Here is a 24,697-nt window from a genome sequence, read left to right as displayed (position 1 = left end):
GAGATGATTTGCTTCATTTTAAGAATGCCAAATCTACCAATATATCTAGGATTCATAGAGTATTATTTTATTTCCGATCGGATTAATGATATATGTTGCAAGCCCTTAGGTTATCGTCTATGATTGGTAGCATAAGAGCAAGTATACGACGATTGCAGCATGATACAAACTATCATCTATGCTTGGTCACCAATTTCATAGCCGGAGATGTGTACGCACATTTCTGCACACGGAAACAGGTGCCGACCGCGCTGCATGCGTGGTCAGGCTTAAAAGGGAAGCACGGTGCAAATCCGTCGCGGTCCCGCCACTGTATACGGGGAGTCTATGCATATAATCCACTGGGGTAAACACCGGGAAGGAATGCATATGGCCATGATCCGCAAGCCAGGAGACCTGCCTGTTTCGACAGCATCGCATGACCTACGGAAGATAGGGAGGTGTTAGAGCAGCCGCTACAACGACTTATAGCAGGTGTTCTTTCCCATTCTATCTTTGTGCACAGTCGTCATTCATGATGCCTGTTTCTCGGGGGTATGGAATCGGAAGGAATGCCTTTTTTTGATGCTTTCAAATGAAACACAACACAATAGCTTCAACCGGATGATCATCATTATTAATGAGGAGGAATTTTACATGTCGCAATCACAGCAACAACAGCCACAAGTACGGACAGGCAACCTCGGTTACCCCCGCATCGGTGCGGGACGCGAATGGAAAAAAGCACTGGAGTCCTTCTGGGCTGGCCGAATCGATGAATCCACGCTTCATCAGGAGCTGACCTCGCTTCGGTTGCAGGATCTGAAGAAACAGCAGGCACAGCAGCTCGATCTGATTCCTGTGGGCGACTTCTCCTATTATGATCATATGCTTGACGTATCCGCGATGTTTGGCGTCGTTCCTGAGCGCTTTAACCATGCAGGCGGACCGGTATCCGTATCTACCTACTACGCCATGGCCCGGGGTAATGATGAGGCAACCGCCTGTGAGATGACCAAGTGGCTGAACACCAACTATCACTACATCGTACCTGAGATTCATAATGATACTGCATTTGCATTGCTTGAAAATAAACCCCTTGCCGCCTATCGCGAAGCGAAGCAGGAGCTTGGGCTGGAAGGTAAACCGGTTGTGGTCGGTCCGTACTCGTATGTACGGTTCGCCAAAGGCTATGACGCGGAACGCTTTGCAGAGATCGTCACACGTCTCGTTCCAGTGTACGCCCAGCTTCTGTCTGAGCTTCAGGCAGAAGGCGTACAGTGGGTACAGATCGACGAGCCTGCTCTGACGCTGGCTGTCTCTTCCGAAGATGAAGCCTTGCTGCAACAGGTGTATGCTGCCTTGGCACAAGCTGCACCGGAGTTGAAGCTGCTGCTTCAAACGTATTTCGAATCGGTGGAAGCTTATCCGGTCGTGACAGCTCTGCCTGTTGCCGGAATCGGCCTGGACCTGGTCCACGGCTATGAAGGCAACTTCACCAGCCTGCGGGAGCATGGCTTCCCGCAGGATAAATGGTTGGGCGCCGGTGTCATCGACGGGCGCAACATCTGGCGCGCCGATCTCGCAGAGACGGCGAAGCTGCTGGAGCAGGTAGCTGAATTCGCAGCCGAAGGCAAGCTGATCATTCAGCCTTCCTGCAGCCTGTTGCATGTACCGGTTACTGCCGCTCAAGAGAGCGCGCTTGATCCGGTACTGCGCAATGCCCTGGCATTTGCCGACGAGAAGCTGGAGGAAATAGCGACGCTCGGCACGTTGTTGTCCGGCGGTGCAAAGCAGGCGGACCAAGCAGCGGCTTTGGCTGAAGCCCGCCGCCGCGCCCAGGCAAGCACCGAAGCGGTGCGCCTGCTGAGCGAGTCCGAATCACGGACACGCCTAAGTGGTGCGCCTGCAGGGGTGCATGCTGATGAGCAGCTGCTCCGAAACGCGTCATTCCAGGAGCGACGCGAATTGCAGCAGCAAAAATGGTCGCTCCCGCTGCTGCCAACCACAACCATTGGCAGCTTCCCGCAAACGGCGGACGTGCGCAAAGCACGCGCACTCTTCCGTAAAGGGGAATGGAATGCGGAGCAATATGACGCCTATGTACGTGAACAGATCCAGGAATGGATTACCATTCAGGAGGAAATTGGTCTGGATGTGCTGGTACACGGTGAGTTCGAACGTACCGATATGGTTGAGTTTTTCGGTGAAAAGCTGACTGGATTCGCCTTCACCAAAAATGGCTGGGTACAATCCTACGGCTCACGCTGCGTGAAGCCACCTGTAATTTACGGAGATGTGCTGTTCAATGAACCGATGACGGTGAAAGAAACAGCCTATGCCCAGACACTGACCAGCAAACCGGTGAAAGGAATGCTCACAGGTCCGGTAACGATCCTGAACTGGTCCTTTGTACGCTCGGATATTCCACGCAGTGAAGTATCCTACCAGATTGCTCGCGCCATTCGGGACGAGGTTGAAGCGCTGGAGCAAGCAGGCATTGAGATGATTCAGGTCGATGAGCCAGCTCTGCGCGAAGGACTTCCACTCAAACGAAGCAAGTGGGATGAGTACCTGCAATGGGCCGTGGAATCCTTCCGTTTGGCTACTGCAACCGTAAAACCAACAACGCAAGTGCATACCCATATGTGCTACTGCGAGTTCGATGATATTATTGAAGCGATCAGCGACCTGGATGCAGATGTGATCTCGATCGAGACATCCCGCAGCCATGGGGAACTGGTAGGCAGCTTCGAGCAGAATACGTATGACAAAGGTATCGGACTCGGTGTATACGATATCCATAGTCCGCGTGTTCCGGGCAAGGACGAGATGTTGAATATGATTGAGCGTGCACTTCAAGTGCTGCCAGCAGATCTGTTCTGGGTGAATCCTGACTGCGGACTGAAAACACGTGGTAAAGCGGAAGTTGTGGATGCATTAAGCATCATGGTAGACGCTGCTCGTACGGCAAGAGAACGAGTAACGGCAGAGTCCTCCATATAAACGAAGCTTGTGAATGCAAACAATGGGGCTGTTCCCAAAGGAATTCCGCCTCGCTCCAAGCGCTAACGAACCTACCGCACCTTAACAGGCGGATCATCAACGCTTGCAAGATTTAACGAATCTCAGTAACGCTATTTCGTCATAACACGTTGTCAAAACCCGAAAAATGGACCGATTCGCCGAAATAACGTCTCTGTGATTCGTTAGATCTCAGGTCTGGGCAAATGGGAGCGAATAGCGTGTTTCTGGTTCATTAAAACAAAATAAGACGAACAAGGGATGTACCCTGTCATATTCATGACTTCTGGGACATCCCCTTTTCATTTACCATCATTATATTTGTTTATCTGGTTGAAACTACAGCTAACTCTTCTAAAGGTACACATATTATCATTTCTCTCTATTTTATTCTCTATTGCATGACGATATATGATATAGACAGTTATTAAATAACCATTTAAAACAATCATTTATCAGATCAAAAATTGAGGAGATGGAACTTTCCAATGGATATGATTCAATCATTAATCGCATGTATGCCCTTTTTTCGGGATACGATTCGCCAAGATGTAACCCTTTCCATTATTGACCGGGAGAAATTCCTGTATTTTTCCGCAGGAGAGTCGTTGAAACAACTGGAGTTCAAAGCAGGTGATCCACTGCTCGAGCCTAATCGAAATTTTGCCGATCTGAAAGGCGGTACGGACAAACAATTTGATCATTACCCGAAGGAGTTATTTGGAGTACCGTTTGATGTCGCCTACCTTCCGATCAAAAATGAACAGGGCGAGGTCATCGCTATATTCAACCTGCTCTACAGTATGGATGATCAGGATCAGCTGCAGCAGCTCATGAATGTGACCGAAAATTTGACCAACCAGTTGATTGACAGCGTTCAGCACGTGGCTGCACATTCGGAGGAGCTGAGCGCCACCACCGAAGAGATTCGCAACAACTCCAAACAAGCTGTACAGAAATCAGGCAACGTGACTCAGGTCGCCAGCTTCATCCGTGAAATCTCGGAGCAAACAAATCTGCTCGGCCTGAATGCCGCCATCGAAGCTGCTCGTGTCGGTGAAGCAGGTGCAGGATTTGGCGTGGTCGCCAAGGAAATCCGCAAGCTGTCCGTAGATACAAAGGAAGCGACTACGCGTATTGAAGAGTCTCTCCTCTCCGTCCGCCAATCCATTCAGGGGATGGAGAATGAACTTGGGGAGATCACCGCGAGTTCTCAGGAGCAAGCGGAACTGGTTAACAATTTTATGAGCACGATCGAGCAGTTGAATGCAACGAACCAGCAATTGAAAAAATTTGTGCACAAACTGATTACGTTTGACGGAAAGTAAAAACGAAAACGAAACTCCTAACCCACTCAACCAAACGCACAAACAAAAAGCCTCCGAATCTCTTCGGAGGCTTTGTCATTTACTATCATTCCAATTTGGTCATCTTGCTAATGTTATTCTATCGACTTAACGAATCTGGAAATGGCTGACACGAACTCCTGCGGACAACACGAGGTATACATCCTGTTGACCTGATGCGCCTTGCAGGTCTGCCTTAACCGTGGACCACTGCTGTGCCTCGCCTTGTGCCAGTTCCACGCGTCCAGCCAGTGTACCATCAGGTGCGCCCAGTCGAACTTCCAGTACCGCATCTGCCTGCTCTGATGATACACGAGCTTCAAGCGCTGCTGCGCCGCCGCCCAGATCTGCATCCTTGAAGGCAACCCATCCTTGTTCACCAATCACACGGACAGAAGTTCCACCTTCCTTGCTCTCATCCAGATCCACACCGAAGTATGCATCGTAATTTTCGGCGCGTGTAGCCACACCCAGATTACGTGAAGGAATGGTCTCCCCTTGTACTGTCAGATCAGCAACAAGCTGAACATCAGCAGAAGATTTGGCCACCATAATGGAGTACGTGCCGCTTTCGACCACATAACGATCACGGGTTACATCCCAGATCGCCAGTTCTTGAACGGGCAGTGTGAAGCTGACTTTTACTGTAGCTCCAGCTTCGATATAAAGACGACGGAACCCTTTTAACGTTTTGAGTGGACGTTTCACACGGGACTGTCCGGCACGCACATACAACTGCACGACCTCATCACTAGCGATCTTTCCTGTATTCGTCACGTCCACTTGCACAGTAATGGTTTCGTCGACTCCAGCTTGGGCCGGGTTCAGTTCCAAATTACTGTATTTAAACGCTGCATACGTTAATCCATGTCCGAATGGATACAGTACGTCACCTTCAAAGTACTGATACGTACGTCCAGATTGAATGATATCGTAGTCTCTGATATCGGTCAGCTGATCTGCAGATTGTACCCACGTCATATTCAGGCGGCCTGCAGGCGCATAATCGCCATATAATACGTCAGCCACAGCGTTCCCCAACTCTTGTCCAGCATGGGATGTATACAATACAGCCGGGATGTTCTCCTGCACCCAGTTGGACGTGAACGGGTAACTTCCCACGATAACTACAACGGTATTTGGATTCGCTGCATAGACGGCTTCAATCAGACGCTGCTGGGATTCAGCCAGATCCAGACCTGGACGGTCGATCTCTTCTTTACCATTCACAAGCGGATTATTGCCGACAAATACAATCGCCGTCTCCGCTTCCTTCGCGGCCGTTACCGCTTCCTCTAGTCCATTCACCACAATATCCTTTTTGAACGTTTCCGTAGCACCGAAAGATTTCAACTCTTCGGATACCGCAAACGCATCGTTTCCACCATTGGGTGCTGTTACTGTTTTACCGTTCCAAGTGGTCAGCCCCACGCTTCCGTCCTGTTGAGGCAACAGATGGAATACTTCCTTCACAAACCAGCCATACACTTCATCCGCCGATGCCGTAACCGTTTCTTCATCTGTCGTCAGGTATTTCCCATTACGGTCTGCCTTCAGTGTGTAACTGCCAAAGCCCCAGTCACTCAGTGTAAATGTCTCAGCATTCCCAGAAGCAATGATGGATGATTTCTCATCTTCAGCCAATCCGACAGCTTTGCCACTTGCCACGGAAGTCAAAGTAATGCGGTCGTTGCCGTCCTTGAATGCAACCTTGTCGCCGCCTACTTTGCCACTGATCGCTTCAAGCGGGGATACACTATATGGCATGGTTCCTGCATACCAGTCACGATAGACTGTTCCGCCCAGTTGACCAATCACAGCCACTTTGCCGGATTTTGTTTTATCCAGCGGCAGCGTGCCTTGAACATTTTTGAGCAGTACCACTTGTTCTCTCGCTGCTCTCAATGACAGGGCCTTTGCCTTCTCCGTCATCATCGCTTCTTCACCAATCGAAGCATATGGATTGCCCTCCGCCGGATCGAATTCACCCAGACGGAAACGCACACGGAACGTATTGAACAATGCCAGATCGATATCTTCCATTGTGAGTGTGCCTTGCTCCAACCCTTCGCGCAGCGCCTGCTTCGACAGATCCGCATCATCGGTAATGCTGTCAATTCCGGCTTTGACGGACTCCACTGTACCTGGTGTGTGCGAATCATAGTATTTATGATCGTTCTTGATCCCCATGACATCGCCTGCATCACTGACGATGAAGCCATCCATGCCCCATTCGCCCTTCACAATCTCGTTTACAAACGGATGCAGCAATGCTGGTGTACCATTAATAGAGTTGTACGCGGTCATCATGGACTGCGCGCCGCCCTCTTTGAACGGTTTCTCGAACGCCTTCAGATAATATTCACGCATGTTGCGCGGATCAATGCTCGATGAACCACTGCCCCGGTCCACTTCATTATTGTTAGCCAGGAAATGCTTCAACGTGGCAACCGCCTTGTAATACTTCGGATGATCGCCCTGAATTCCCTTAACCAAGGCCGTTGTCAGCTCAGCAGTCAGTTCCGGATCTTCACCATAAGCTTCTTCGTTCCGACCCCAACGCGGATCACGCTCCATATCAACCGTAGGTGCCCACAGCGTCAGACCGTTTACTGCGGGATTGCGTTTGTAAAATACACGTGCCTCGTCTCCGATCACGGAGCCGATCTCTTTCATCAGGTCCGCATCCCAGGTACACGCCAGCCCTACCGGCTGCGGGAAGGAAGTCGCTTCGCCAAGCCAGGCCAGGCCATGTGCTGCTTCTGTTCCGTGTTTGTATGCTGCGATTCCCAGTCGTTCTACTGCGGGTTGGTATTGCAGCATGGATTCGATTTTCTCATCTTCCGACAGACGGGACACGAGGTCCTTTACACGTGTATCCAGTTCGAGCGTTGTATCCTGGAAAGGATATTTCGTTTGGTTGGTCATGATATGGAATCTCCTTTGGGCATTCATTGATTTATTTGGAATGATAGCGGATACATAATCGATAAATTAATACGATAAAATCTTGATGTATCCGACCTCTCAATTCGAAGATTTAACCTTTTATAACAAGCACTTTACAAACCTTCGTTAACTCTTCTTTTGATTTACTAAAACGATTTCGGTAAATCTATCATATAGCATGTTTAGCAAAAAAAACAGGGGGCTTCACAGGAAAATGTGAACTTTCCTCAGGAAAGTATGCGGTCAATCGTTTTATTCTGGCACAGGATGGTAATCATGGATAGGAGTATAGATATGACGTACTTATTGAGCTAAGCATAGTCCTTAATGAAGAAGAATATTGAAGGAGGAACATCGAGTGAGTGACCATCAACAGCCCCCGACAGGTTTGCCTTCCATACCGGAATCCCTGTGGAGAGCGACAAACACATTCAATGAATATCCGAAACTGACAGAAAATACAACCGCCGATGTCGCCATTATCGGAGCAGGAATTGCAGGTATCACAACAGCCTATTTGCTGGCCCAGAAGGGCATGCGTGTCGTTGTGCTTGAAGCCGGAAAAGTACTGGATGGCACAACCGGCCATACAACGGCCAAGGTATCGGCGCAGCATGGCGTCATATTTGATGAATTGCTTCACCATTTTGGAGAAGAACAGGCCCGCATGTATTATGAAGGCAATGCAACAGCTGCCAAGTGGATGCGCGATCTGGTGAAAGAGAAACAGATTGATTGCCAGTGGGCTGAGGAAGATGCCTATGTCTACATTCAATCCGAGGAGAATCTCAAGAAGCTGGAGATCGAGCTGACTGCCTATGGCAAGCTGAATATTCCTGGTCAATGGGTTGATCCCCTTCCCATCCCTGTTCCGTCCAGGGCAGGGATTAAAATGCCGGGACAGGCTCGCTTTGACCCGCTCCGTTATTTGCATTACCTGCTGGAATCCGCAGTCAAACAAGGTGTCCGCATCTTCGAACATACAACGGTAACCGATGTGGAGGAAGACGCCTCACTGCATGTGCGTACACATGAGAATGGTCCATCCGTAACGGCCGAACATGTCGTTGTGGCCTCCCATTTCCCGGTCTATGACCCTGGATTTTATTTTTCACGGCTTCACGCTGAGCGTTCCTATGCTGTTGTTGTTGAACCTCAGAAACCTTTCACAGGTGGCATGTACATCTCTGACGATGAACCCTATCGATCCCTGCGTACCGTCATTCATAAAGAGAAGGAACACATCCTCTTTGGAGGGGAAAATCACAAAACCGGACAGGGCATCTGCACGGTCGGTCATTATGAAAATTTGGAGCGCTATGCAGCCGATACATTTGGCATTCGCAGCATCCCTTTCCGCTGGTCAGCCCAGGATCTGATCTCCATCGATAAGGTCCCTTACATTGGGCCAATTACTGGACGACATGAACGTGTCTATGTGGCTACCGGCTTTGCCAAATGGGGCATGACCACAGGAACGATGGCTGGGCATATCCTTACGGACCGGATTACCGGACGCGACAACGCTTACGCTGCTGTATTCGATCCTGCACGATTCAAGGTAGACCCTGGTGTGAAAAACTTCCTTGTAGAGAATGTCAATGTAGCCGCGGAACTGATCTCTGGCAAAGTCGGCATTATTCACAAAAACACGGGAGAACTCGGCAACGATGAAGGGGCTGTTGTTCGCCATGACGGCAAACGTGCTGGCGCCTACAAGGACCCGACTGGCAAACTCTTTCTGGTGGATACTACCTGCACCCATTTAGGTTGTGAAGTGGAATGGAATGCCGGGGAACGTTCATGGGATTGCCCATGCCATGGATCACGCTACGATTATGCGGGCAAAGTCATTGAAGGCCCTGCCGTTAAAGACCTTAAGGTGCTGGAAGCACAAGAATAAACGAAGCTGATACCCCCATCAGCGTATATCTTCATCCCATAGACCCGAATCGGAATCCGTCTGCAGACGGAAGTAATCGATTCGGGTTTTGCGTATGCTGATCTATAGGTAAATTAGCGAGACAACGAAATGAGTCCAACTTAGCGGGACATCGTGATATGGAACTATTTTAAAATCACTACCTTGCATTAAACAGTACCGGATGCTATGATGAATTCACGACTACTGAACAATACACACTAGTGATTGGATAGGGAGCAACAAGGAGGAACCCAAGTGAATGTTAATATTCAATTCAAAAAAGGGGTGCTGGAACTATGCGTCCTCGTGCTGATCAACCGCCAGGATCGTTACGGCTACGAACTGGCTCAGGCTGTATCCCAGCATATTGAAGTGGCGGAAGGTGCGCTGTATCCCCTTTTGCGAAGGTTGGTCAATGACGGCTATTGTACGACTTACCTGCAGGAATCCAGTGAAGGCCCACCACGTAAGTATTACAAACTGTCTGATACCGGACGGGACTATATGAAGACTCTCACGAATGAATGGAATAGTTTTGTGCGCAATGTCGCAAATCTTATAGAGGAAGGTACCCCCAATGAATAGACAACAATTCATGCAGGCCATGGAGATTCATCTAAGACCGATGGACCCGCTGGAACGGGCCGAATTGCTCGCTGATTATGAACAGCATTTTGAGATGGGATTAAGAGAAGGAAGACCGGCAGAAGAGATTGCACGGGAACTGGGGCATCCGATCGAGATTGCCAAAGAAGCGTTAGGTGATCGGTATGATGCACTTACGCCTGGATCCGATCCGTTCTATGCGCCAACATTCGAAGAAATGCGTTCACAGCAAAAGAAGGGAAATCGAGCTGCACGCAACTTCTTCACAGCCATCGGACTTTTTTTCCTGAACATCATATTGGCCATTCCGCTAGGATTGACTCTGTGGTCGATATGGCTCACCATTGCCAGTTTATCGCTGCTGGTATTAGCCCCGGTTGCTGCTGCTGTGGATTTCTTATATCTCGGCCATTTCGAGTATTCTGAATTGTTCGTTTCGATTGGAGTATTCGGTATAGGCATTCTATTCGCCATTGCGACAAAATCGGTGTTTAAATCCTTTAAGTCAATCACTCTTCAGTATATAAGATGGAATCAAAAGACGATGAAAGGGGATGATGTCTAGTCATGAGCACCAAAAAATGGATCGCTTTAGCCATACTATGTATCGGCATCGGTTTGCTCGGAACCTCCATTTACGGAGTTCAGTTCGGAGACAAGAGAGAACCTTACTCCAAACGTTGGGAATTCAAAAATGATGAGCTGCACAATATCATGATGAATGCCAACTTAAGCGCAGATATTGAATTCGTTGTCAGTCCGGATTCCAATGGCTACATTGAAGTCGACGGAAAGTGGGATCCGGCCGTAATTGAAGGTTTTAAACAGGCTTCGATCAAGGATGGAACCTTTACGTTAAACCAGGAAGCGCGTTTGCGTTTGCAATTTTTCACCCTTTATTGGAATAATCAGCAGCAAACGATCACAGTTGCGCTACCTGAAGGACATCAGCTGGATGAAGTTAATATCACCTCTTCTTCCAGCGATCTGGATCTGAAGGGTCTGCATGCCAATACCTTGGACCTTAATAATACGTCTGGAAGCATTCACCTTCAGGATATTACCGTACCAACCATTCAACTCGATCTAACTTCAGGAGACATTAAAGCAGCGGCAATTGCGGGAGATATGGAAGTCAAACAAACTTCCGGAAGTTTCACGCTGAATGGCATTGATGGCGATGTGACCCGAAGTGTACAGTCGGGAGATACCAATATTACGCAATTGAACGGTGCAGCAAATGTTAAGTTCACTTCCGGCAGTGTGAAGATTGAGCAAGAAGTTTCCGGTCCTATTGATGTATCGGGACAGTCAGGAGATATTTCCATACAGGCGGCGCCTGATTTTGACGGCATTTACGATGCACAGGCCATTTCTGGTGATGTAAATATACCTGATTCCCCCATGGTAAGCCGGGATGTCATCAAAGCTCGCACTACCTCAGGCAGCATCAAAATCAAACAATCTTCATAAATCATGATGAAGCAAATATTCGAACTGTGGGTAATATAGTATAATTAAATGCTAGTCCAATTCTAAGGAGGAGTTACCCACATGGAACTTAAAAATAAAACGGCCGTCATCACTGGCGCCGGTAAAGGTATTGGCCGTGCCATTGCTGAAGCACTTGCCAAGGAAGGTGTACATCTCGGACTGATCGCTCGGACGGCCTCCGATCTGGAGGCTCTCCAGCAATCGCTGAGCCAGGAATATGGTGTAAAAGTAACCAGTGCCATAGCGGACATTTCCGATCGTACGCAGGCTGAAGCAGCCGTAGCTGCAATCGAGATGGAGCTTGGCGCAGTCGACATTCTGATCAACAATGCAGGCATTGCAAGCTTCGGCACACTGCTGGACATGGACCCGGAAGAGTGGGAACGTATCCTGCATGTTAATGTCATGGGTACATACTATGTAACTCGTGCTGTTCTGCCAAGCATGATTAAGGAAAGCAGCGGCAGCATTATCAACATCGCCTCCACCGCAGGCGAGCGTGGATTTGCGACAGGCTCAGCCTACTGTGCTTCCAAATTCGCACTGCTCGGCATGACCGAATCCCTGATGCAGGAAGTGCGCAAATCCAATATCCGGGTTACTGCGTTAACACCAAGTACAGTGAACACGGAGCTGGCAACCAATGCCGGACTCAAAGTTGGTGACGAAGACCGTATGATGCAAGCAGAAGACGTAGCTGAACTGGCTTTGGCGACGCTCAAGCTGTCGGACCGTGTATTTGTTAAAGCCGCAGGCATCTGGACAACTAATCCACAGTAAGCAGGATCAGTCATACCATATATAGAGAACAATGAATGACGGAAGCAACCATTTCTAATGATGCACTCCGTCGCCTTCCGGCCGCCCGAGAAACCTCTGGGCGGCCTTTTACATATTCAGCAGCTGCCATCGTGTCCGAATACGATTCTTCATGCTGATTCTCTACCCTTATGATTAATGCAGCGTTACTTCTCCATTCCACGATCCTCTGCTTATGCGTTCCACAAATGGTCCAAATCCAGCTCCTTGGATACGGCGATCAGCACTACTGCGGGCTCTTCCCCAATATTGGTTACTTCATGGGGAACGACGGCATTCCAGCTGAATGAATCCCCCGCTTCCAGAATCTCTACATCCTCACACTGCTCTGCGCGAATTCGGCCTTGCAGAACCAGATGGCTCTCTTCTCCGGCGTGCTTATTAACTCCAGTCGATGCACCTGCTGGCAGCTCCACAATGGACATGCGCATGGCGCCCTTGGCCGTTAGATGCTGTACTTTGATCTGCCCACTTCCGGCAGTCGTCTCCTTGCGCTCATCCTTGCGCACCACGTTCATCCGCTGCTCCGGTGACAGCAGCAAGTATGGCAGTGGCACTTCCAGATAATCCGCGATACTTTCGAGTGTCGCGATGGACGGTGATGTTTTATTATTTTCCACGTTGCTGATAAATCCCTTGGACAGCCCCGTACCCTCACACAATTGCATGATGGTGATCTGTTTTTGTTTGCGGATCGTACGAATGGCTAGACCAATATCCATGCTGCAATCTCCCCCTTTTTGATCTGTATATCCGATCTGTATATCCCGAACTGAATATTCATTACTTCATCTTATTCTGCGTTAGGTTCATAAAAAACAATCCGGTTGCCAAATGGATCAATCACTGTCATTTCCCTTAGATTCCACGGCGTGTCGGTAATGCCAGGTCTGGAATGCTTGTACTTTTTCCGATTAAGCTCCTCACATAATGGATCGAGCGCGTCCGTTTCTATTCGTAAAGCCGCTCCAGGTGTACAATCGCCATGATGTCCGGATAGATGCAATTGAATGGAGTCCAGAGATACCTGCATATATAGCGGCAAATCTGGCTCAAACCGATGTTCCCAATCCAATCGAAAACCTAGATATTCCAGGTAGAACTCTTTAGCCTTGTCTTCATCAAATATCCTCAGAATAGGTACGATTCCGCTGACCATAATTATCACGTCCTTGGGAGTAATATGTGGATTCCTTTGGCGATCCGCCTGATACATCGTTATCGAGCATTATAGAATTCGTATACGGAACATATTTTCATAATACAAAAAAAATATTGACCCTACAATGGAATCATGATAAATTTTGTTCATATATAAGAATATTAATTTCATATTAGTGAACTTTATTTTGATTATACCTATTTCTTATCAGGTGGTGTTTGCATTGAATTATTCAATGACTTACGAGGTTCGGCTTCCTTCCGATTACAATACAGAACAACAATATCCCGTTATCTTTGCCCTGCATGGTATGGGTTCGGATGAACAGGATATGCTTCGTTTAATGGAGCCTCTTCAGTCCGATTTTATTATCGTCGCCGTACGTGGGCCTATTGTTCAGGGGAGCGGCTACGCCTATTTTCAAATTAAAAGCATTGGCAATCCCGTCCGTGAGTTGTTCGACGCCTCTGTTCAGGGACTGCAGCAGCTAATGGTTGACCTTTCCGCCAAATATGCCATTGATCCCGCACGGCGTTACATCGCCGGATTCAGTCAAGGAGCCATTATGGCGATGACGCTTTCGCTGATCATGGGTGATGCAATCAAGGGAATTGTAGCCATGAGTGGTTACATTCCGCAATTTGTAAAAGACGAATACAAGATACAGCCCAACTTGGAGTTATCAGTATTTATATCGCATGGCGATCAGGATCATCTCTTCCCGCTGCAACTTGGCGAAGATAACGCCAGCTTTTTCCGTGAACAGACCACTAACGTTACGTACGTTCCATATCACGGTGGACACCAAGTCACCCCCGACTTATATCAACAATTTCAACAATGGCTTCGGACGGATGCCAAGCTGACTGCCGAAGACCCGAAAGGACTGAATTCATAATGATGCCATCCCTGTTTATCGCTCACGGTGCACCATCACTCGCACTGGAGGAAAATGCCTACACTGAGTTTCTGCAACAACTTGGACAGGAACTGCCGAAACCCAAAGCGATCGTATTGTTCTCTGCTCACTGGGAATCTACAACTCAATTGGTTTCTTCAGTAGCCAATTACGAGACCATCTATGATTTCGGCGGCTTCCAGCCCGAGCTGTATCAGATCAAATATCCTGCTCAGGGACGCGAAGAGACAACAGCGGAAATCCAGCGCCTGTTCGCAGATGCTGGTATTCCGGTAGAAAGTGACTCCGTTCGTGGTTTGGACCACGGTGCATGGGTCGTCCTCCGTCTACTCTATCCGAATGCGGACGTTCCGGTCGTTGCTTTATCCGTGAATCGTTATCTTTCCAATGAACAGCAATATCAGGTAGGACAAGCGCTGGCTACTTTGCGTGAGCAGGATGTTCTCGTCATTGGCAGTGGAGGAACGGTACACAACCTGCGTCAGTTAAACTGGGAAAGCGCAGGCGTTGACCCTTGGGCGATGGCGTTTGACAACTGGCTGCAAGACAAGCTGGTAAGCTGGGATACGACGTCCCTCTTCGCATATGATAAACTGGCACCATCAGCCCAAGCAGCCGTGCCTACGCCAGAGCATTTTGTACCATTGCTGCTCGCCATGGGTGCGGGAGATCAGAACAAGAAGGCATCGCTCCTGTTTAAAGCCTATCAGTATGGTAACCTGAGCCTGTCATGCTGGAAATTTGATTGATCGATTGATATAACACCTTATATTAAAATAACCAGACACTCGTGCGAACTCGCACGGGTGTTTTTAGTGATATGACCTTTTTTGCATAATGCTGGGAGTTGTAAAGCAAGCTATAATAACATTTAGTGGAAATGACCAAGCTGTAATTAAGGAATACTCTTTCTACACCTATCACATCTTTCTGGGAGGAACATTCGAAGTGGCTGAACAACCAAAGTCTGAGAGCTTAATGTCTCTCGTCAAAAAGGGAAACACATCCTCGGCCGTAGCGATGGCAGGAAATGCTGTACTTGCACTGTGCAAAGGAGGAGCCTTTCTATTCAGTGGCAGTGGCGCCATGTTCGCCTCGGCGATGCACTCTTTGGCCGATGCCATCAACCAAGGGTTTGTCTTTGTCGGGAGTGTGTTGTCCGAGAAAAAACCTACACGCCGCTTTCCGACCGGATTCGGGCGAGTCATCAACATTTTCTGTATGATTGCCGTTATCGTTGTTACCATTATGGCGTATGAAACGATTCATGAAGGGATTCATCTACTACTGCATCCGGCTGCTCATTCTGGCGGTATCTGGATTAACATCGGCGTGCTGGTGCTTAACATTGTGATCGATGGAGCCATTTTGATCAAAGCGATGAAAGAGATTCTACACGAAGCACGCGCGCCCAAGGCGTCAGGCCTGGCCCTGTTCCCTGCTGCGATCAAAAATGTAGGACGCGCCGCACCGCCAACACGGCTTGTATTTTACGAAGATATTGTAGCGGTACTCGGTGCTACACTTGCACTGGTCTCTGTCGTCGTCATTGCACTGACCAATTTTGCATTGCTCGATGGAATCGTGACGACGATCATTGGATGCCTGATGATCGCTGTCGCTTTCCGTGTCGGTTATGACAATATGATCGGACTGATTGGTGTAGCAGCACCACAGGATGTTGAGGATAAAGTATCCCAGACCATTCTGGCGGACACTCATGTTGCAGATATCCAGATGATGCGCATTATTCAGGAAGGTCGTTATTACCACGTCGAGGGTCTGATTGAACTGACCAAAGGACTGAGTCTTGCCGATGCAGATGATATCAAGTTCCGTATCCAGGAAAAGTTAATGACAGATCCAGACATCGCCGATGCAGTCATCTCGATTATCGAAGATGATGGCGTGAACAGCTGGGGCAAGAAGCATTCGGATGCGGTGAAATAAGGGATTGCCCTGTTCTTATAATATAAAAAGGCCCACTCTTCGCGGAGTGGGCTTCTTTACATAACTAACTACATGGCTGCTAAAGCTTGCGCTAAACTTGTTGGTTGGAATTCACTGACTGACAATCACGGGCTATGTTTCTGCCACCCTGCTTCATGCCCATCTCCATCATTTTATTCAGCCATTTCAGACGGAATGCCTCAGTGGAGCCTTTAATTGGACTAACCTCAGTTACACGTACTGGGGAGATCCCGCAGAATTTGAGAACATTGGATTTCATGACCCGGTGCCCTGCATGTCTGTAAATGAATCGATTGTACAAGCGTGGTGTGTCCATGGTCACAATGATATGGGCAGACCTTCCTTTCAGCAATTTGTCCCACAGAGGCGAGTTCTCCCGATCTTTCATCGCGAAGCCAGGCAAAAATACCCGATCAATAAACCCTTTCAAAATAGCGGGCATCACACCCCACCATGTCGGATATACAAACACCAGATGGTCCGCCCATCGAATCAATTCCTGAGCTCTCACCAAATCAGGTTCCAATTCTGTCCGCTGACGGTAGCCGTACTGAAGATTGAGATTAAACTGAATATGGCTCAGGTCGATCAGTTCCACAGAACTGCCTGATTTCCGTGCTCCTTGTACATAGGCTTCCGATAGTGCTTTGCAGTAACTTTGCGGATCAGGATGGCCATTAATCACCAGAATATTTGATTTCATACATCTGTTCCTCCTGTATAATCATATTCATGAAGGCTGAAGAAGCTGGCATATCACAAGCATAGAATGAACGCATACATAAACAAATGATCAACGGCGCCGAAACATTGCTGATTCGCGCAAAAGGGGGTAGCATGAACAACCATAATCACGGTGTGTCCATTTCCATGTTGTATCCGATTATGAAGACGCTGGTGAACAAAGGGTACGAATCCGAAGCGTTTTTCGAGTACGTCAGCTTAGATCCTGCTATGATGCAGAATCCGGAAGCCCGTATTCCAGTTGAAGAGTTAGAACGTATTATGCAGTATGCTGCGAGATACTCGGATGATCTGTATTTTGGATTGAACCAGGGACAACTGCTGGACTTCGCGGACCTGGGACTTCCCGGTTACGTCATGATGCATTCCAAGACGATTGGAGATGCACTCGCTGCTTATCAACGATATAACATCATTCTATATAGTGGATTTAATCTCGATTGGGAAGTAGCCGGAACGGATTTGATCCTTCAATTGTCTTTGCAACATTCGGAGAAGCAGATGTCCCGTCATTGTGTGGAAGATATGTCTGTCTCGATGGTGTATTTGATCAGCAAACTAGCGAATCGCCGGGTGGAGTTAAAAGAGGTACAGTTTAGTCATCAAGCCCCTGCTGCTTCAGGCGATCTGTCTCCTTATGTTGGCATGTTCGGAATAGAGCCGCGATTCGAGGCTACCCGTACACTCCTGCGAATGCACAAAGACATTCTGGATCAGCCCGTATTATATTCGGATGCAAGAATGCTGAAGGTCTTTGAAACCATGGCTCAGGAAAGCAAAGATGAGCTTCATTCATCTCAATCATTCTCTGACAAAGTAAGTCGGTGGATGATGGAGAGCCTACCAACCTTCTTTCCCACATTACAACACACCGCAGAGTATCTGGGCGTGAGCATTCGCACACTTCAGAGCAGATTGCGTGAAGAAGATACAACGTTTCATGAGATATCTGTTCAGGTACGCAAGGAAATGGCATTGCGATATTTGCAGAAAGGAACCTATTCCGTGGGGGATATTGCGTATGCCTTACATTTTTCGGAGCAAAGCGCGTTTCAGAATGCCTTCAAAAAGTGGACCGGACAGACGCCCGGGCAATACCGTTTGAGCCTCAAGCAGCCCATGCAGCCCGTGGCTGAATAATTACGACTTCAATCCTTCTAAGGGGAATATGGATTACATGTTTTGAACCTAGACTAAAGTCTAGGTTCACTTTAACTCCAAAGACCGAGGATACCCGTTTGCGGTTCATGGTATGCTGTGAATAACGAGAATACATACTCCATGATTGTTCGGGAATTGATCTTGTATTGAAAAGGAGAGATATCATGGCTAAACGCACCATCCTTGCGCCTGTGCTTATTTTGCTCGGCGTGTACCTGATTTTGAACCAGGGAGGTTCACTTGGTCCGGGTACAATCTTCGCCACGTTCTGGCCCACCCTATTTGTAATTCCACTGGGGCTATTCTTCCACTGGCTGTATTTCTCCATGATTGGACGAGGGATTGGATTGCTGGTGCCCGGTGGCATCTTGCTTACGGCAGGTATTGTCAGCCAGATCGCCATGCTCTTCGGTAACTGGAGCACGATGTGGCCTGGCTTCATTCTTGCGGTAGCAGTAGGTTTGTTTGAACTGTATTGGTTCGGTGGCCGTAACAAATGGTTGCTGATTCCGATCAACATTCTGACGGTTATCTCATTGTTATTCTTCTCCGTGATGTCGATTGGCACGATGCTGAACAGCCTGTCCTTTGTCCAGCCGTTCGTGGCCATTGTGCTGATTATGGGCGGGGCATGGATCATTGTGGGTCGCAAAAAGCGCATGTAGTTATTTTCTAATCGTTCCACTTGATCACTGCGGTGACAGAACAACTTCGGATCGCTGTTATCCCCAGATTTTTTTTGAATCCCATCCAGAATGGGAAAATCCGGGGATAAGCGTATGCTTTCGAAGTAGCTTTCTTTCAGAAAGCTTTTAGGCGAACGCTTCGCTTCCTTCGTTTGTTCTGTCCCCTCCGTTAACGTGCAAACAAGGATAAGACAACCTACCTGAGCTATTTGCTCTGAGGCAGGGTAAAAATATAGGGGTGCAGCTCGTCATTCAATTGAAATGACGAGCTGCACCCCTATTTATTCTAACGATCTTTACACACGCTATTGGCGGTGATTTATGCTGATTGAAGTTTTAACGAATTAGAGAGACGCTATTCTGTCTAAGCCGCGGCTTATTACCGTTTAAACACCATTTTTATAAAGAATAGCTTCGCTGAAGTTCGTTAGCATTCGTAACCCTCGGAAATCAGCCCAATAAGGTGCGGTAGATTCGTTAGCGCTTTGAGCGAAAGAACAGTCCCTTTCGGGACTCTTTGCAGGTACTTGTTGGCAGACTATCCGTTCAAAATATAGCCATCTATCTGGCATTTTGACAAACACCTTCCTTGCCGTACCGCTTACTTGCTATGCATTTTAAATTCGAGGAACAAATCGTTATAATGCGAGAGCATTTTTTTGCCCAGATTATCGTAGACCTCAAGTTTACCCGTCAGTGTCTCATCTGGATAGAATCGCTCATCCTCGGAAATATCCTCTGGCAGCAGCTTCAATGCCTTGGCGTTCGGTGTAGAGTACCCGACATATTCAGCATTACGAGCCGCATGATCCGGGTCCAGCATGAAGTTGATAAACTGATGAGCGCCTTCAATATTACTGGCAGTCTTCGGAATAACCATGTTATCGAACCAAAGGTTTGAGCCTTCCTCCGGAACCACGTAATCCAGCTTGTCGTTCTCATCCATAATTTCTGACGCATCACCGGACCATACGAGTCCGACCGCCGCTTCCCCGTTTGCCAGCAGCATTTTGATCTCGTCTCCGACAATCGCTCTGACGTTAGGCGTCAGGGTGGACAGTTTCTTCAAAGCTTCCTGCAGATGCTCTTCGTTCGTATCGTTCAACGAATACCCGAGGCTGTTCAGCCCCATGCCGATGACTTCACGGGCACCGTCGAGCAGCAGGATTTGATTTTTCAAACGTGGGTCCCACAGGTCGTTCCAGCTCTCAAATGTTAACCCATCGACCAGTTCAGGATTGTACACAATACCCACCGTTCCCCAGAAGTAAGGGATGGAGTACTTGTTGCCCTCATCAAAGGACAGGTCCATGAACCGGGAGTCGATGTTGCTCAGATTGGGCAGCTTGCTGTGATCCAGCGGAATGAGCAGGTTTTCCTCTTTCATTTTGCTAATCGCATACTCGGAAGGAATCGCTACATCAAACGTCGTTCCGCCCTGCTCAATCTTGGTTAACATCGCTTCGTTCGAATCAAACGTCTGGTAGATCACCTTGATGCCAGTCTCTTGCTCAAATTCCTTCAGCAAATCGGGTTCGATATAATCGCCCCAGTTGTAGATCGTCAGCGTGTTGCCGCCGGAATATCCCTGACTCTTGTTCAGATACGAAGCGAGAATCATCAAGGCAAAGGCAGCCACAAATACAATTGCAAATGTCCGAACCAGTTGCTTCATGGACGCAGCCCCCTTCCCGCAGGCGTACGCGCGGCACGGCGGTTAATGAAGTAATACCCAACCACCAGCAGCACTGTCAGCAGGAACAGCAGGGTCGACAGCGCATTGATGGACAGTGACACGCCCTGCCTTGCTCTAGAGTAAATCTCCACAGAGAGCGTGGAGTATCCGTTACCCGTGACAAAGAATGTTACCGCGAAGTCATCCAGCGAGTACGTCAAAGCCATGAAGAATCCGGCAAAAATGCCTGGTTTAACGTATGGAAGCACCACACGAGTCAGGATCTGCCATGATCCAGCACCCAGATCACGTGCCGCATCCATTAAGGTCGGGCTCATCTCCTGAAGCTTTGGCAGTACCATAATGACGACAATCGGCACGCTGAATGCGATATGTGACAATAATACCGAAGTGAATCCGAGCTTGATGCCAATCATGGTGAACAGAATCAGAAAGGACGCACCGATGATGACATCCGGACTAACGATCAGCACGTTATTGAGTGACAACAGCGTATTCTTGGTCCGTTTGCGCCGCACATGATAGATCGCCAGTGCCCCTGCCACACCAAGCATCGTCGAGATCGCCGAGGACAAGAGCGCAATAATAAACGTATTGAGTACAATGATCAGCAGCCGGGTATCGGCAAATACTTCCCTGTACCATTCCAATGTAAATCCTTCGAAGCCGCGCATATGACCGCCACTGTTGAAGGAATAGAAGATCAGATACGCAATCGGTGCGTACAGGATGGCGAATACAACGGCCAGATAGACGTTAGACAGCTTTCCGTTTCTTCCCATTACGCACCTCCTTCTTGCCTGATCCGGTCAGGAACATAATGATCGCCATCGCAATAATCAAAAAGACGGCAATGGTCGAACCCATCCCCCAGTCCTGGGTGACGAGAAAATGCTGCTCAATCGCTGTTCCCAGCGTAATTACCCGGTTCCCCGCAATAAGGCGGGTAATCATGAACAAGGATAGCGCCGGAATAAATACGGCCTGACAGCCGGATTTCACTCCGCTGAGCGTCAACGGGAAGATAACCCGGCGGAACGTCAGCCATGACGATGCCCCGAGATCCCGTGCTGCATAGATCAGCGACGGATTCATCTCTTCCAGCGCGTTGAAGATCGGCAGGATCATAAACGGAATGAAGATGTACACCGAGACAAAGATAAAGCTAAAATCGGTGAACAAAATCTGTTGTGTGCCAATGCCCACCACTTCAAGCAGGGAATTGGTCAAGCCATACGTGCCGAACAGGCCGATAAAGGCGTACGCTTTTAACAACAGATTGATCCAGCTTGGCAAAATAATAAGCAGCAGCCACAGCTGCTTGTGCTTCGTACGAGTCAGTAAATACGCCGTCGGATACGAGACCAACAGCGAGAACACTGTGATCAGAAATGCATACCAGAACGAGCTCAGGGTCATCTGCATGTACACAGGTGTAAAGAACCGAGCGTAGTTACCCAACGTGAAATGGCCCTCCACATCGAAGAACGAGTAATACACCACCAGCAGAACCGGAGCAACTACAAACAACACCATCCATAATACATATGGAATCAGATACGCATTGCGTGTACTCGCCTTAGTCTGCATGAACGGCCTCTTGGTAGGCTTCCAGACGTTTATCGAACTCTTCTTCCGTCTCGTTAAAGCGCATGACGTGAATGGCTTCCGGGTCAAAATACAGTCCAATCCGAGCGCCTACGACGGCTTTCTTCGTGGAATGCACCAACCACTCATTACCCGCATCATCGTAGGTCGATATCTCGTAGTGCACCCCACGGAACAGCTGAGAGTCCACGTTGACCTGCATCTTGCCCTGTTCCTCGGTTGTAATCTCCATATCCTCTGGACGAATCACAATCTCCACAGGCTCGTCCCGCTGCAAACCCTGATCGACACACTCGTACTCTGCACCAGCGAATTCCACCACAAAGTCCTGCTTCATTTTGCCGGATACAATGTTCGATTCACCAATAAAGTCGGCCACAAAACGGTTAATCGGCTCATCATAGATATCATTCGGTGTTCCGCTCTGTTGAATGACGCCGTCGTTCAGGACAAAGATCTCATCCGACATCGCCAAGGCTTCTTCCTGATCATGCGTGACAAAAATAAACGTAATGCCCAATCGCTGTTGCAGCTCACGCAGCTCATACTGCATTTCAGTCCGCAGCTTCAGATCGAGCGCCGAGAGCGGCTCGTCCAGTAGCAAAATCTCGGGTTCATTCACAATCGCCCGCGCAATGGCGACACGCTGCCGTTGTCCGCCGGACATTTCGCCAATTTCACGGTTTTCATAACCGGAGAGATTGACGAACTTGAGTGCTTCCAGCACTTTGCCGCGAATTTCAGCGGTTTTCATTTTTTTGATCCGCAAACCAAAAGCTACGTTCTCAAATACGTTCAAATGTGGAAATAACGCGTAATCCTGAAATACGGTATTCACCTGCCGCTGGTGAGCCGGCACTTGGTTAATCAGTGCACCGTTAAAATAAATACTGCCCTGTGTCGGCTCCGCAAAGCCGGCGATCAGGCGCAATATCGTTGTTTTCCCGCAGCCTGACGGGCCGAGTAGCGTATAAAATTTACCCCGCTCAATCTCGAAGCTGACTTCCTTCAATACGGCTTCATCCTGATCGTATTGCTGGGTCACCCGGTCGAACCGGATAATCGGTTGTTGTTCTGACATGCTTCATTTCGCCCCCTTTAAACTTGAGGTATACGTTGAGCCTGTACACTTCTTTTCATGCATGCTTCATTACAAATCCCATCTATTATATATGATTCAGCTATATCCGCAATGGTTTTGATGTAAACGCCATGTGTTATTTCTTCTTATTCTCACAAATACAGCATACATTACGGGTATATGTCGATATCTACGCATCCATGTAGAGCGATTTCATGAGGATTTCGGATCAAGTCATGTGAGAGGAGGCCTGTTGGTGGATATCCGCCGTAACCTGCCTTTGCTGATGATCATTTGTTTTCTGAGTCAGATGGGCGGTTTCATGATCCTGCCTCTGTTCCCTCTGTTTATTGAGGAATTCGGCCTGTCCGGCTGGATGATGGGGGTTATTTTTGCACTCTTTTATGTGGGCAAAGTGATTGGCGGGGTGCCCGCTGCGGCACTCTATCGGAAAATTGGGGGCAAGCGGGCACTTATTGCCATGCTGCTGCTGCTCGCTGTTTGTATGGGCGGTTTCGCGGTATCTTCTGCCGCGTTAGTATTCGGCCTGCTGCGGCTGCTGCAAGGGCTCGCTTCTACCGGACTTACGGTCGTCGTACGTTCCATCATTGGGGATGAGGGGAACGTCGACAACCGGGGGCTGTACAACGGTTATATCAGCAGCAGTGAAGGCGGGGGCATGGTGCTGGGTCCAGTCATCAGCGGTTGGACCTCATTGCATTGGCCTTTATCGGTGCCTTTTTTACTCGTTACCGTGTGCTGCCTGATGGCTGTGGTTGCAGCAATGGGGATGAAGACAGCAGCAAAGCCCAATCCTGTATCTGAAAATGTGGCGGACGGCCACGACTTAAGCAAGTCTCCAACGGATGCTAAACCAACGCAAACGCCTGCCGACTATACAGTTTCTCCAGTAAACACTACTCTTAGCCCAATCACTCCTGAACCGTCCACCGGACTTACCCGGCGGCAGCAACTGATTGGCTACGGTACGGTTCATTTCCTGGAGATGAGCGCTTATGCCGTGTTTCTGACTTATTTTGCGTTGTATGCGGCTCATATCATGCACTGGGACCCGTTTGCGATCAGTCTTGCCTTTACCGTCGTTGGTATCTCTACACTCGCGGCTGCTCCGGTAGCCGGTTACCTGTCTGATCGGATGGGTGATCGTCTGCTGCTCTGCATGTTTGGCATGCTGATGATTGGCATCGAAGTGGTCGTTTTTCTGAGCACATCTTCGTATGTGCTGGTTTACGTGGGCATGCTGATCGGCGGCGTAGGCGGTGCATGTTACATGGATTCGTTCTTTGCTCATATCGGGGATCATATCCCGGACGAGGGTAGGAGCTCCGTCATAGGCAAAATTGTCTCTGCGGCAGAGATCGGTTCCATCGTATCCCCTCTGGTGGCTGCTCTGCTTGTAGAGCGTGGATCGCTGTATACCGTGTTTGTGTTCAATCTGCTTCTGATTGCTGCTGCCATTGCCGTTCAGGCTGTGATGCGCAGCCGTTACAGATCGAAACGAGTGTAG

21 protein-coding genes and 1 riboswitch are annotated in these 24,697 nt (G+C 48.7%); of the genes, 13 read left to right on the top strand and 8 right to left on the bottom strand.

The features are described from left to right. Positions 1-220 precede the first annotated feature (220 nt). A riboswitch (cobalamin riboswitch) is annotated at positions 221-419 on the top strand. 217 nt (positions 420-636) lie between these two features. Further along, entirely contained in the window at positions 637-2,985 is a 2,349-nt protein-coding gene (gene metE / locus HW560_RS07810; protein WP_179262659.1) for a 5-methyltetrahydropteroyltriglutamate--homocysteine S-methyltransferase, read from the top strand. Between the two features lie 506 nt (positions 2,986-3,491). After that, a complete protein-coding gene (locus tag HW560_RS34215; protein ID WP_090903398.1) occupies positions 3,492-4,331 on the top strand; it encodes a methyl-accepting chemotaxis protein in 840 nt (279 codons plus the stop codon). A gap of 126 nt (positions 4,332-4,457) precedes the next feature. Here HW560_RS34215 and HW560_RS07800 read toward each other — a convergent pair whose 3' ends face one another. Beyond that, complete coding sequence (locus HW560_RS07800) at positions 4,458-7,277, bottom strand: glycoside hydrolase family 3 C-terminal domain-containing protein (protein ID WP_090903397.1); 2,820 nt, start codon at positions 7,275-7,277, stop codon at positions 4,458-4,460. Positions 7,278-7,656: 379 nt separating this feature from the next. Between HW560_RS07800 and HW560_RS07795 the strand changes: the two genes are divergently transcribed. The 5 genes from HW560_RS07795 (at position 7,657) to HW560_RS07775 (ending at position 12,102) form a co-directional block, all read left to right on the top strand. Next, positions 7,657-9,201, top strand: a complete 1,545-nt coding sequence (locus HW560_RS07795) for an FAD-dependent oxidoreductase (protein WP_179262657.1) — start codon at positions 7,657-7,659, stop codon at positions 9,199-9,201. A 276-nt stretch (positions 9,202-9,477) separates the two neighbouring features. Then, on the top strand, positions 9,478-9,807 hold the full coding sequence (locus HW560_RS07790; RefSeq protein WP_076287486.1) for a PadR family transcriptional regulator: 330 nt from the start codon (positions 9,478-9,480) through the stop codon (positions 9,805-9,807). After that, on the top strand, positions 9,800-10,393 hold the full coding sequence (locus HW560_RS07785) for an HAAS signaling domain-containing protein (protein ID WP_179262655.1): 594 nt from the start codon (positions 9,800-9,802) through the stop codon (positions 10,391-10,393). The genes HW560_RS07790 and HW560_RS07785 overlap by 8 nt, the downstream gene beginning before the upstream one ends. A 2-nt stretch (positions 10,394-10,395) precedes the next feature. Continuing rightward, positions 10,396-11,301, top strand: a complete 906-nt coding sequence (locus HW560_RS07780) for a DUF4097 family beta strand repeat-containing protein (RefSeq protein ID WP_090903394.1) — start codon at positions 10,396-10,398, stop codon at positions 11,299-11,301. Positions 11,302-11,382: 81 nt separating this feature from the next. Further along, a complete protein-coding gene (locus HW560_RS07775; protein WP_090903393.1) occupies positions 11,383-12,102 on the top strand; it encodes a 3-ketoacyl-ACP reductase in 720 nt (239 codons plus the stop codon). 212 nt (positions 12,103-12,314) lie between these two features. Here HW560_RS07775 and HW560_RS07770 read toward each other — a convergent pair whose 3' ends face one another. Beyond that, positions 12,315-12,863: a helix-turn-helix domain-containing protein gene (locus HW560_RS07770; RefSeq protein ID WP_179262653.1), complete on the bottom strand. Its 549-nt coding sequence runs from the start codon at positions 12,861-12,863 to the stop codon at positions 12,315-12,317. A 71-nt stretch (positions 12,864-12,934) separates the two neighbouring features. Then, positions 12,935-13,300 carry a glyoxalase superfamily protein gene (locus HW560_RS07765; protein WP_090903391.1) on the bottom strand — a complete coding sequence of 122 codons (366 nt, stop codon included), beginning with the start codon at positions 13,298-13,300 and terminating at the stop codon, positions 12,935-12,937. 226 nt (positions 13,301-13,526) lie between these two features. On the opposite strand from HW560_RS07765, the gene HW560_RS07760 reads away from it, so the two are divergent. The 3 genes from HW560_RS07760 (at position 13,527) to HW560_RS07750 (ending at position 16,172) form a co-directional block, all read left to right on the top strand. Next, positions 13,527-14,201, top strand: a complete 675-nt coding sequence (locus HW560_RS07760; RefSeq protein WP_256222248.1) for an alpha/beta hydrolase — start codon at positions 13,527-13,529, stop codon at positions 14,199-14,201. Beyond that, positions 14,201-14,971 carry a DODA-type extradiol aromatic ring-opening family dioxygenase gene (locus HW560_RS07755; protein WP_090903389.1) on the top strand — a complete coding sequence of 257 codons (771 nt, stop codon included), beginning with the start codon at positions 14,201-14,203 and terminating at the stop codon, positions 14,969-14,971. The genes HW560_RS07760 and HW560_RS07755 overlap by 1 nt, the downstream gene beginning before the upstream one ends. Positions 14,972-15,170: 199 nt before the next feature. Continuing rightward, on the top strand, positions 15,171-16,172 hold the full coding sequence (locus HW560_RS07750; protein ID WP_179262650.1) for a cation diffusion facilitator family transporter: 1,002 nt from the start codon (positions 15,171-15,173) through the stop codon (positions 16,170-16,172). A gap of 91 nt (positions 16,173-16,263) precedes the next feature. Here the strand turns inward: HW560_RS07750 and HW560_RS07745 are convergent, their stop codons facing one another. Next, the gene (locus tag HW560_RS07745) at positions 16,264-16,896 is read right to left on the bottom strand and encodes an NAD(P)H-dependent oxidoreductase (RefSeq protein ID WP_179262648.1); all 633 of its coding nucleotides are present in this window, start codon (positions 16,894-16,896) and stop codon (positions 16,264-16,266) included. Positions 16,897-17,030: 134 nt separating this feature from the next. Between HW560_RS07745 and HW560_RS07740 the strand changes: the two genes are divergently transcribed. After that, the gene (locus HW560_RS07740; protein WP_179262646.1) at positions 17,031-18,077 is read left to right on the top strand and encodes an AraC family transcriptional regulator; all 1,047 of its coding nucleotides are present in this window, start codon (positions 17,031-17,033) and stop codon (positions 18,075-18,077) included. Between the two features lie 185 nt (positions 18,078-18,262). Continuing rightward, a complete protein-coding gene (locus HW560_RS07735; RefSeq protein WP_076287481.1) occupies positions 18,263-18,763 on the top strand; it encodes an NfeD family protein in 501 nt (166 codons plus the stop codon). A 622-nt stretch (positions 18,764-19,385) separates the two neighbouring features. Here the strand turns inward: HW560_RS07735 and HW560_RS07730 are convergent. From HW560_RS07730 to HW560_RS07715, 4 genes are read right to left on the bottom strand one after another with little or no spacing between them, the layout of a single operon-like run. Next, a complete protein-coding gene (locus HW560_RS07730; RefSeq protein WP_179262644.1) occupies positions 19,386-20,459 on the bottom strand; it encodes an ABC transporter substrate-binding protein in 1,074 nt (357 codons plus the stop codon). Next, on the bottom strand, positions 20,456-21,262 hold the full coding sequence (locus tag HW560_RS07725; protein WP_064641797.1) for an ABC transporter permease: 807 nt from the start codon (positions 21,260-21,262) through the stop codon (positions 20,456-20,458). The genes HW560_RS07730 and HW560_RS07725 overlap by 4 nt, the downstream gene beginning before the upstream one ends. Continuing rightward, entirely contained in the window at positions 21,237-22,070 is an 834-nt protein-coding gene (locus HW560_RS07720; protein ID WP_090903382.1) for an ABC transporter permease, read from the bottom strand. The genes HW560_RS07725 and HW560_RS07720 overlap by 26 nt, the downstream gene beginning before the upstream one ends. After that, the gene (locus tag HW560_RS07715) at positions 22,060-23,169 is read right to left on the bottom strand and encodes an ABC transporter ATP-binding protein (RefSeq protein ID WP_179262642.1); all 1,110 of its coding nucleotides are present in this window, start codon (positions 23,167-23,169) and stop codon (positions 22,060-22,062) included. Before HW560_RS07715 ends, HW560_RS07720 begins: the two co-directional genes overlap by 11 nt. Before the next feature lie 256 nt (positions 23,170-23,425). On the opposite strand from HW560_RS07715, the gene HW560_RS07710 reads away from it, so the two are divergent. Further along, a complete protein-coding gene (locus HW560_RS07710; protein WP_179262640.1) occupies positions 23,426-24,697 on the top strand; it encodes an MFS transporter in 1,272 nt (423 codons plus the stop codon).

Origin of the sequence: Paenibacillus sp. E222, from assembly GCF_013401555.1 — a bacterium.
GTDB lineage: Bacteria > Bacillota > Bacilli > Paenibacillales > Paenibacillaceae > Paenibacillus.
Note: the sequence above shows the minus strand (reverse complement) of the source record. Positions and strands in the feature narration are given on the sequence as shown.

Coding starts and splice junctions, on each gene's coding strand:
- metE (WP_179262659.1), top strand. CDS start 637: ATGTCGCAATCACAGCAACAACAGCCACAAGTACGGACAGGCAACCTC.
- HW560_RS34215 (WP_090903398.1), top strand. CDS start 3,492: ATGGATATGATTCAATCATTAATCGCATGTATGCCCTTTTTTCGGGAT.
- HW560_RS07800 (WP_090903397.1), bottom strand. CDS start 7,277: ATGACCAACCAAACGAAATATCCTTTCCAGGATACAACGCTCGAACTG.
- HW560_RS07785 (WP_179262655.1), top strand. CDS start 9,800: ATGAATAGACAACAATTCATGCAGGCCATGGAGATTCATCTAAGACCG.
- HW560_RS07780 (WP_090903394.1), top strand. CDS start 10,396: ATGAGCACCAAAAAATGGATCGCTTTAGCCATACTATGTATCGGCATC.
- HW560_RS07775 (WP_090903393.1), top strand. CDS start 11,383: ATGGAACTTAAAAATAAAACGGCCGTCATCACTGGCGCCGGTAAAGGT.
- HW560_RS07770 (WP_179262653.1), bottom strand. CDS start 12,863: ATGGATATTGGTCTAGCCATTCGTACGATCCGCAAACAAAAACAGATC.
- HW560_RS07765 (WP_090903391.1), bottom strand. CDS start 13,300: ATGGTCAGCGGAATCGTACCTATTCTGAGGATATTTGATGAAGACAAG.
- HW560_RS07755 (WP_090903389.1), top strand. CDS start 14,201: ATGATGCCATCCCTGTTTATCGCTCACGGTGCACCATCACTCGCACTG.
- HW560_RS07745 (WP_179262648.1), bottom strand. CDS start 16,896: ATGAAATCAAATATTCTGGTGATTAATGGCCATCCTGATCCGCAAAGT.
- HW560_RS07740 (WP_179262646.1), top strand. CDS start 17,031: ATGAACAACCATAATCACGGTGTGTCCATTTCCATGTTGTATCCGATT.
- HW560_RS07735 (WP_076287481.1), top strand. CDS start 18,263: ATGGCTAAACGCACCATCCTTGCGCCTGTGCTTATTTTGCTCGGCGTG.
- HW560_RS07730 (WP_179262644.1), bottom strand. CDS start 20,459: ATGAAGCAACTGGTTCGGACATTTGCAATTGTATTTGTGGCTGCCTTT.
- HW560_RS07725 (WP_064641797.1), bottom strand. CDS start 21,262: ATGGGAAGAAACGGAAAGCTGTCTAACGTCTATCTGGCCGTTGTATTC.
- HW560_RS07720 (WP_090903382.1), bottom strand. CDS start 22,070: ATGCAGACTAAGGCGAGTACACGCAATGCGTATCTGATTCCATATGTA.
- HW560_RS07715 (WP_179262642.1), bottom strand. CDS start 23,169: ATGTCAGAACAACAACCGATTATCCGGTTCGACCGGGTGACCCAGCAA.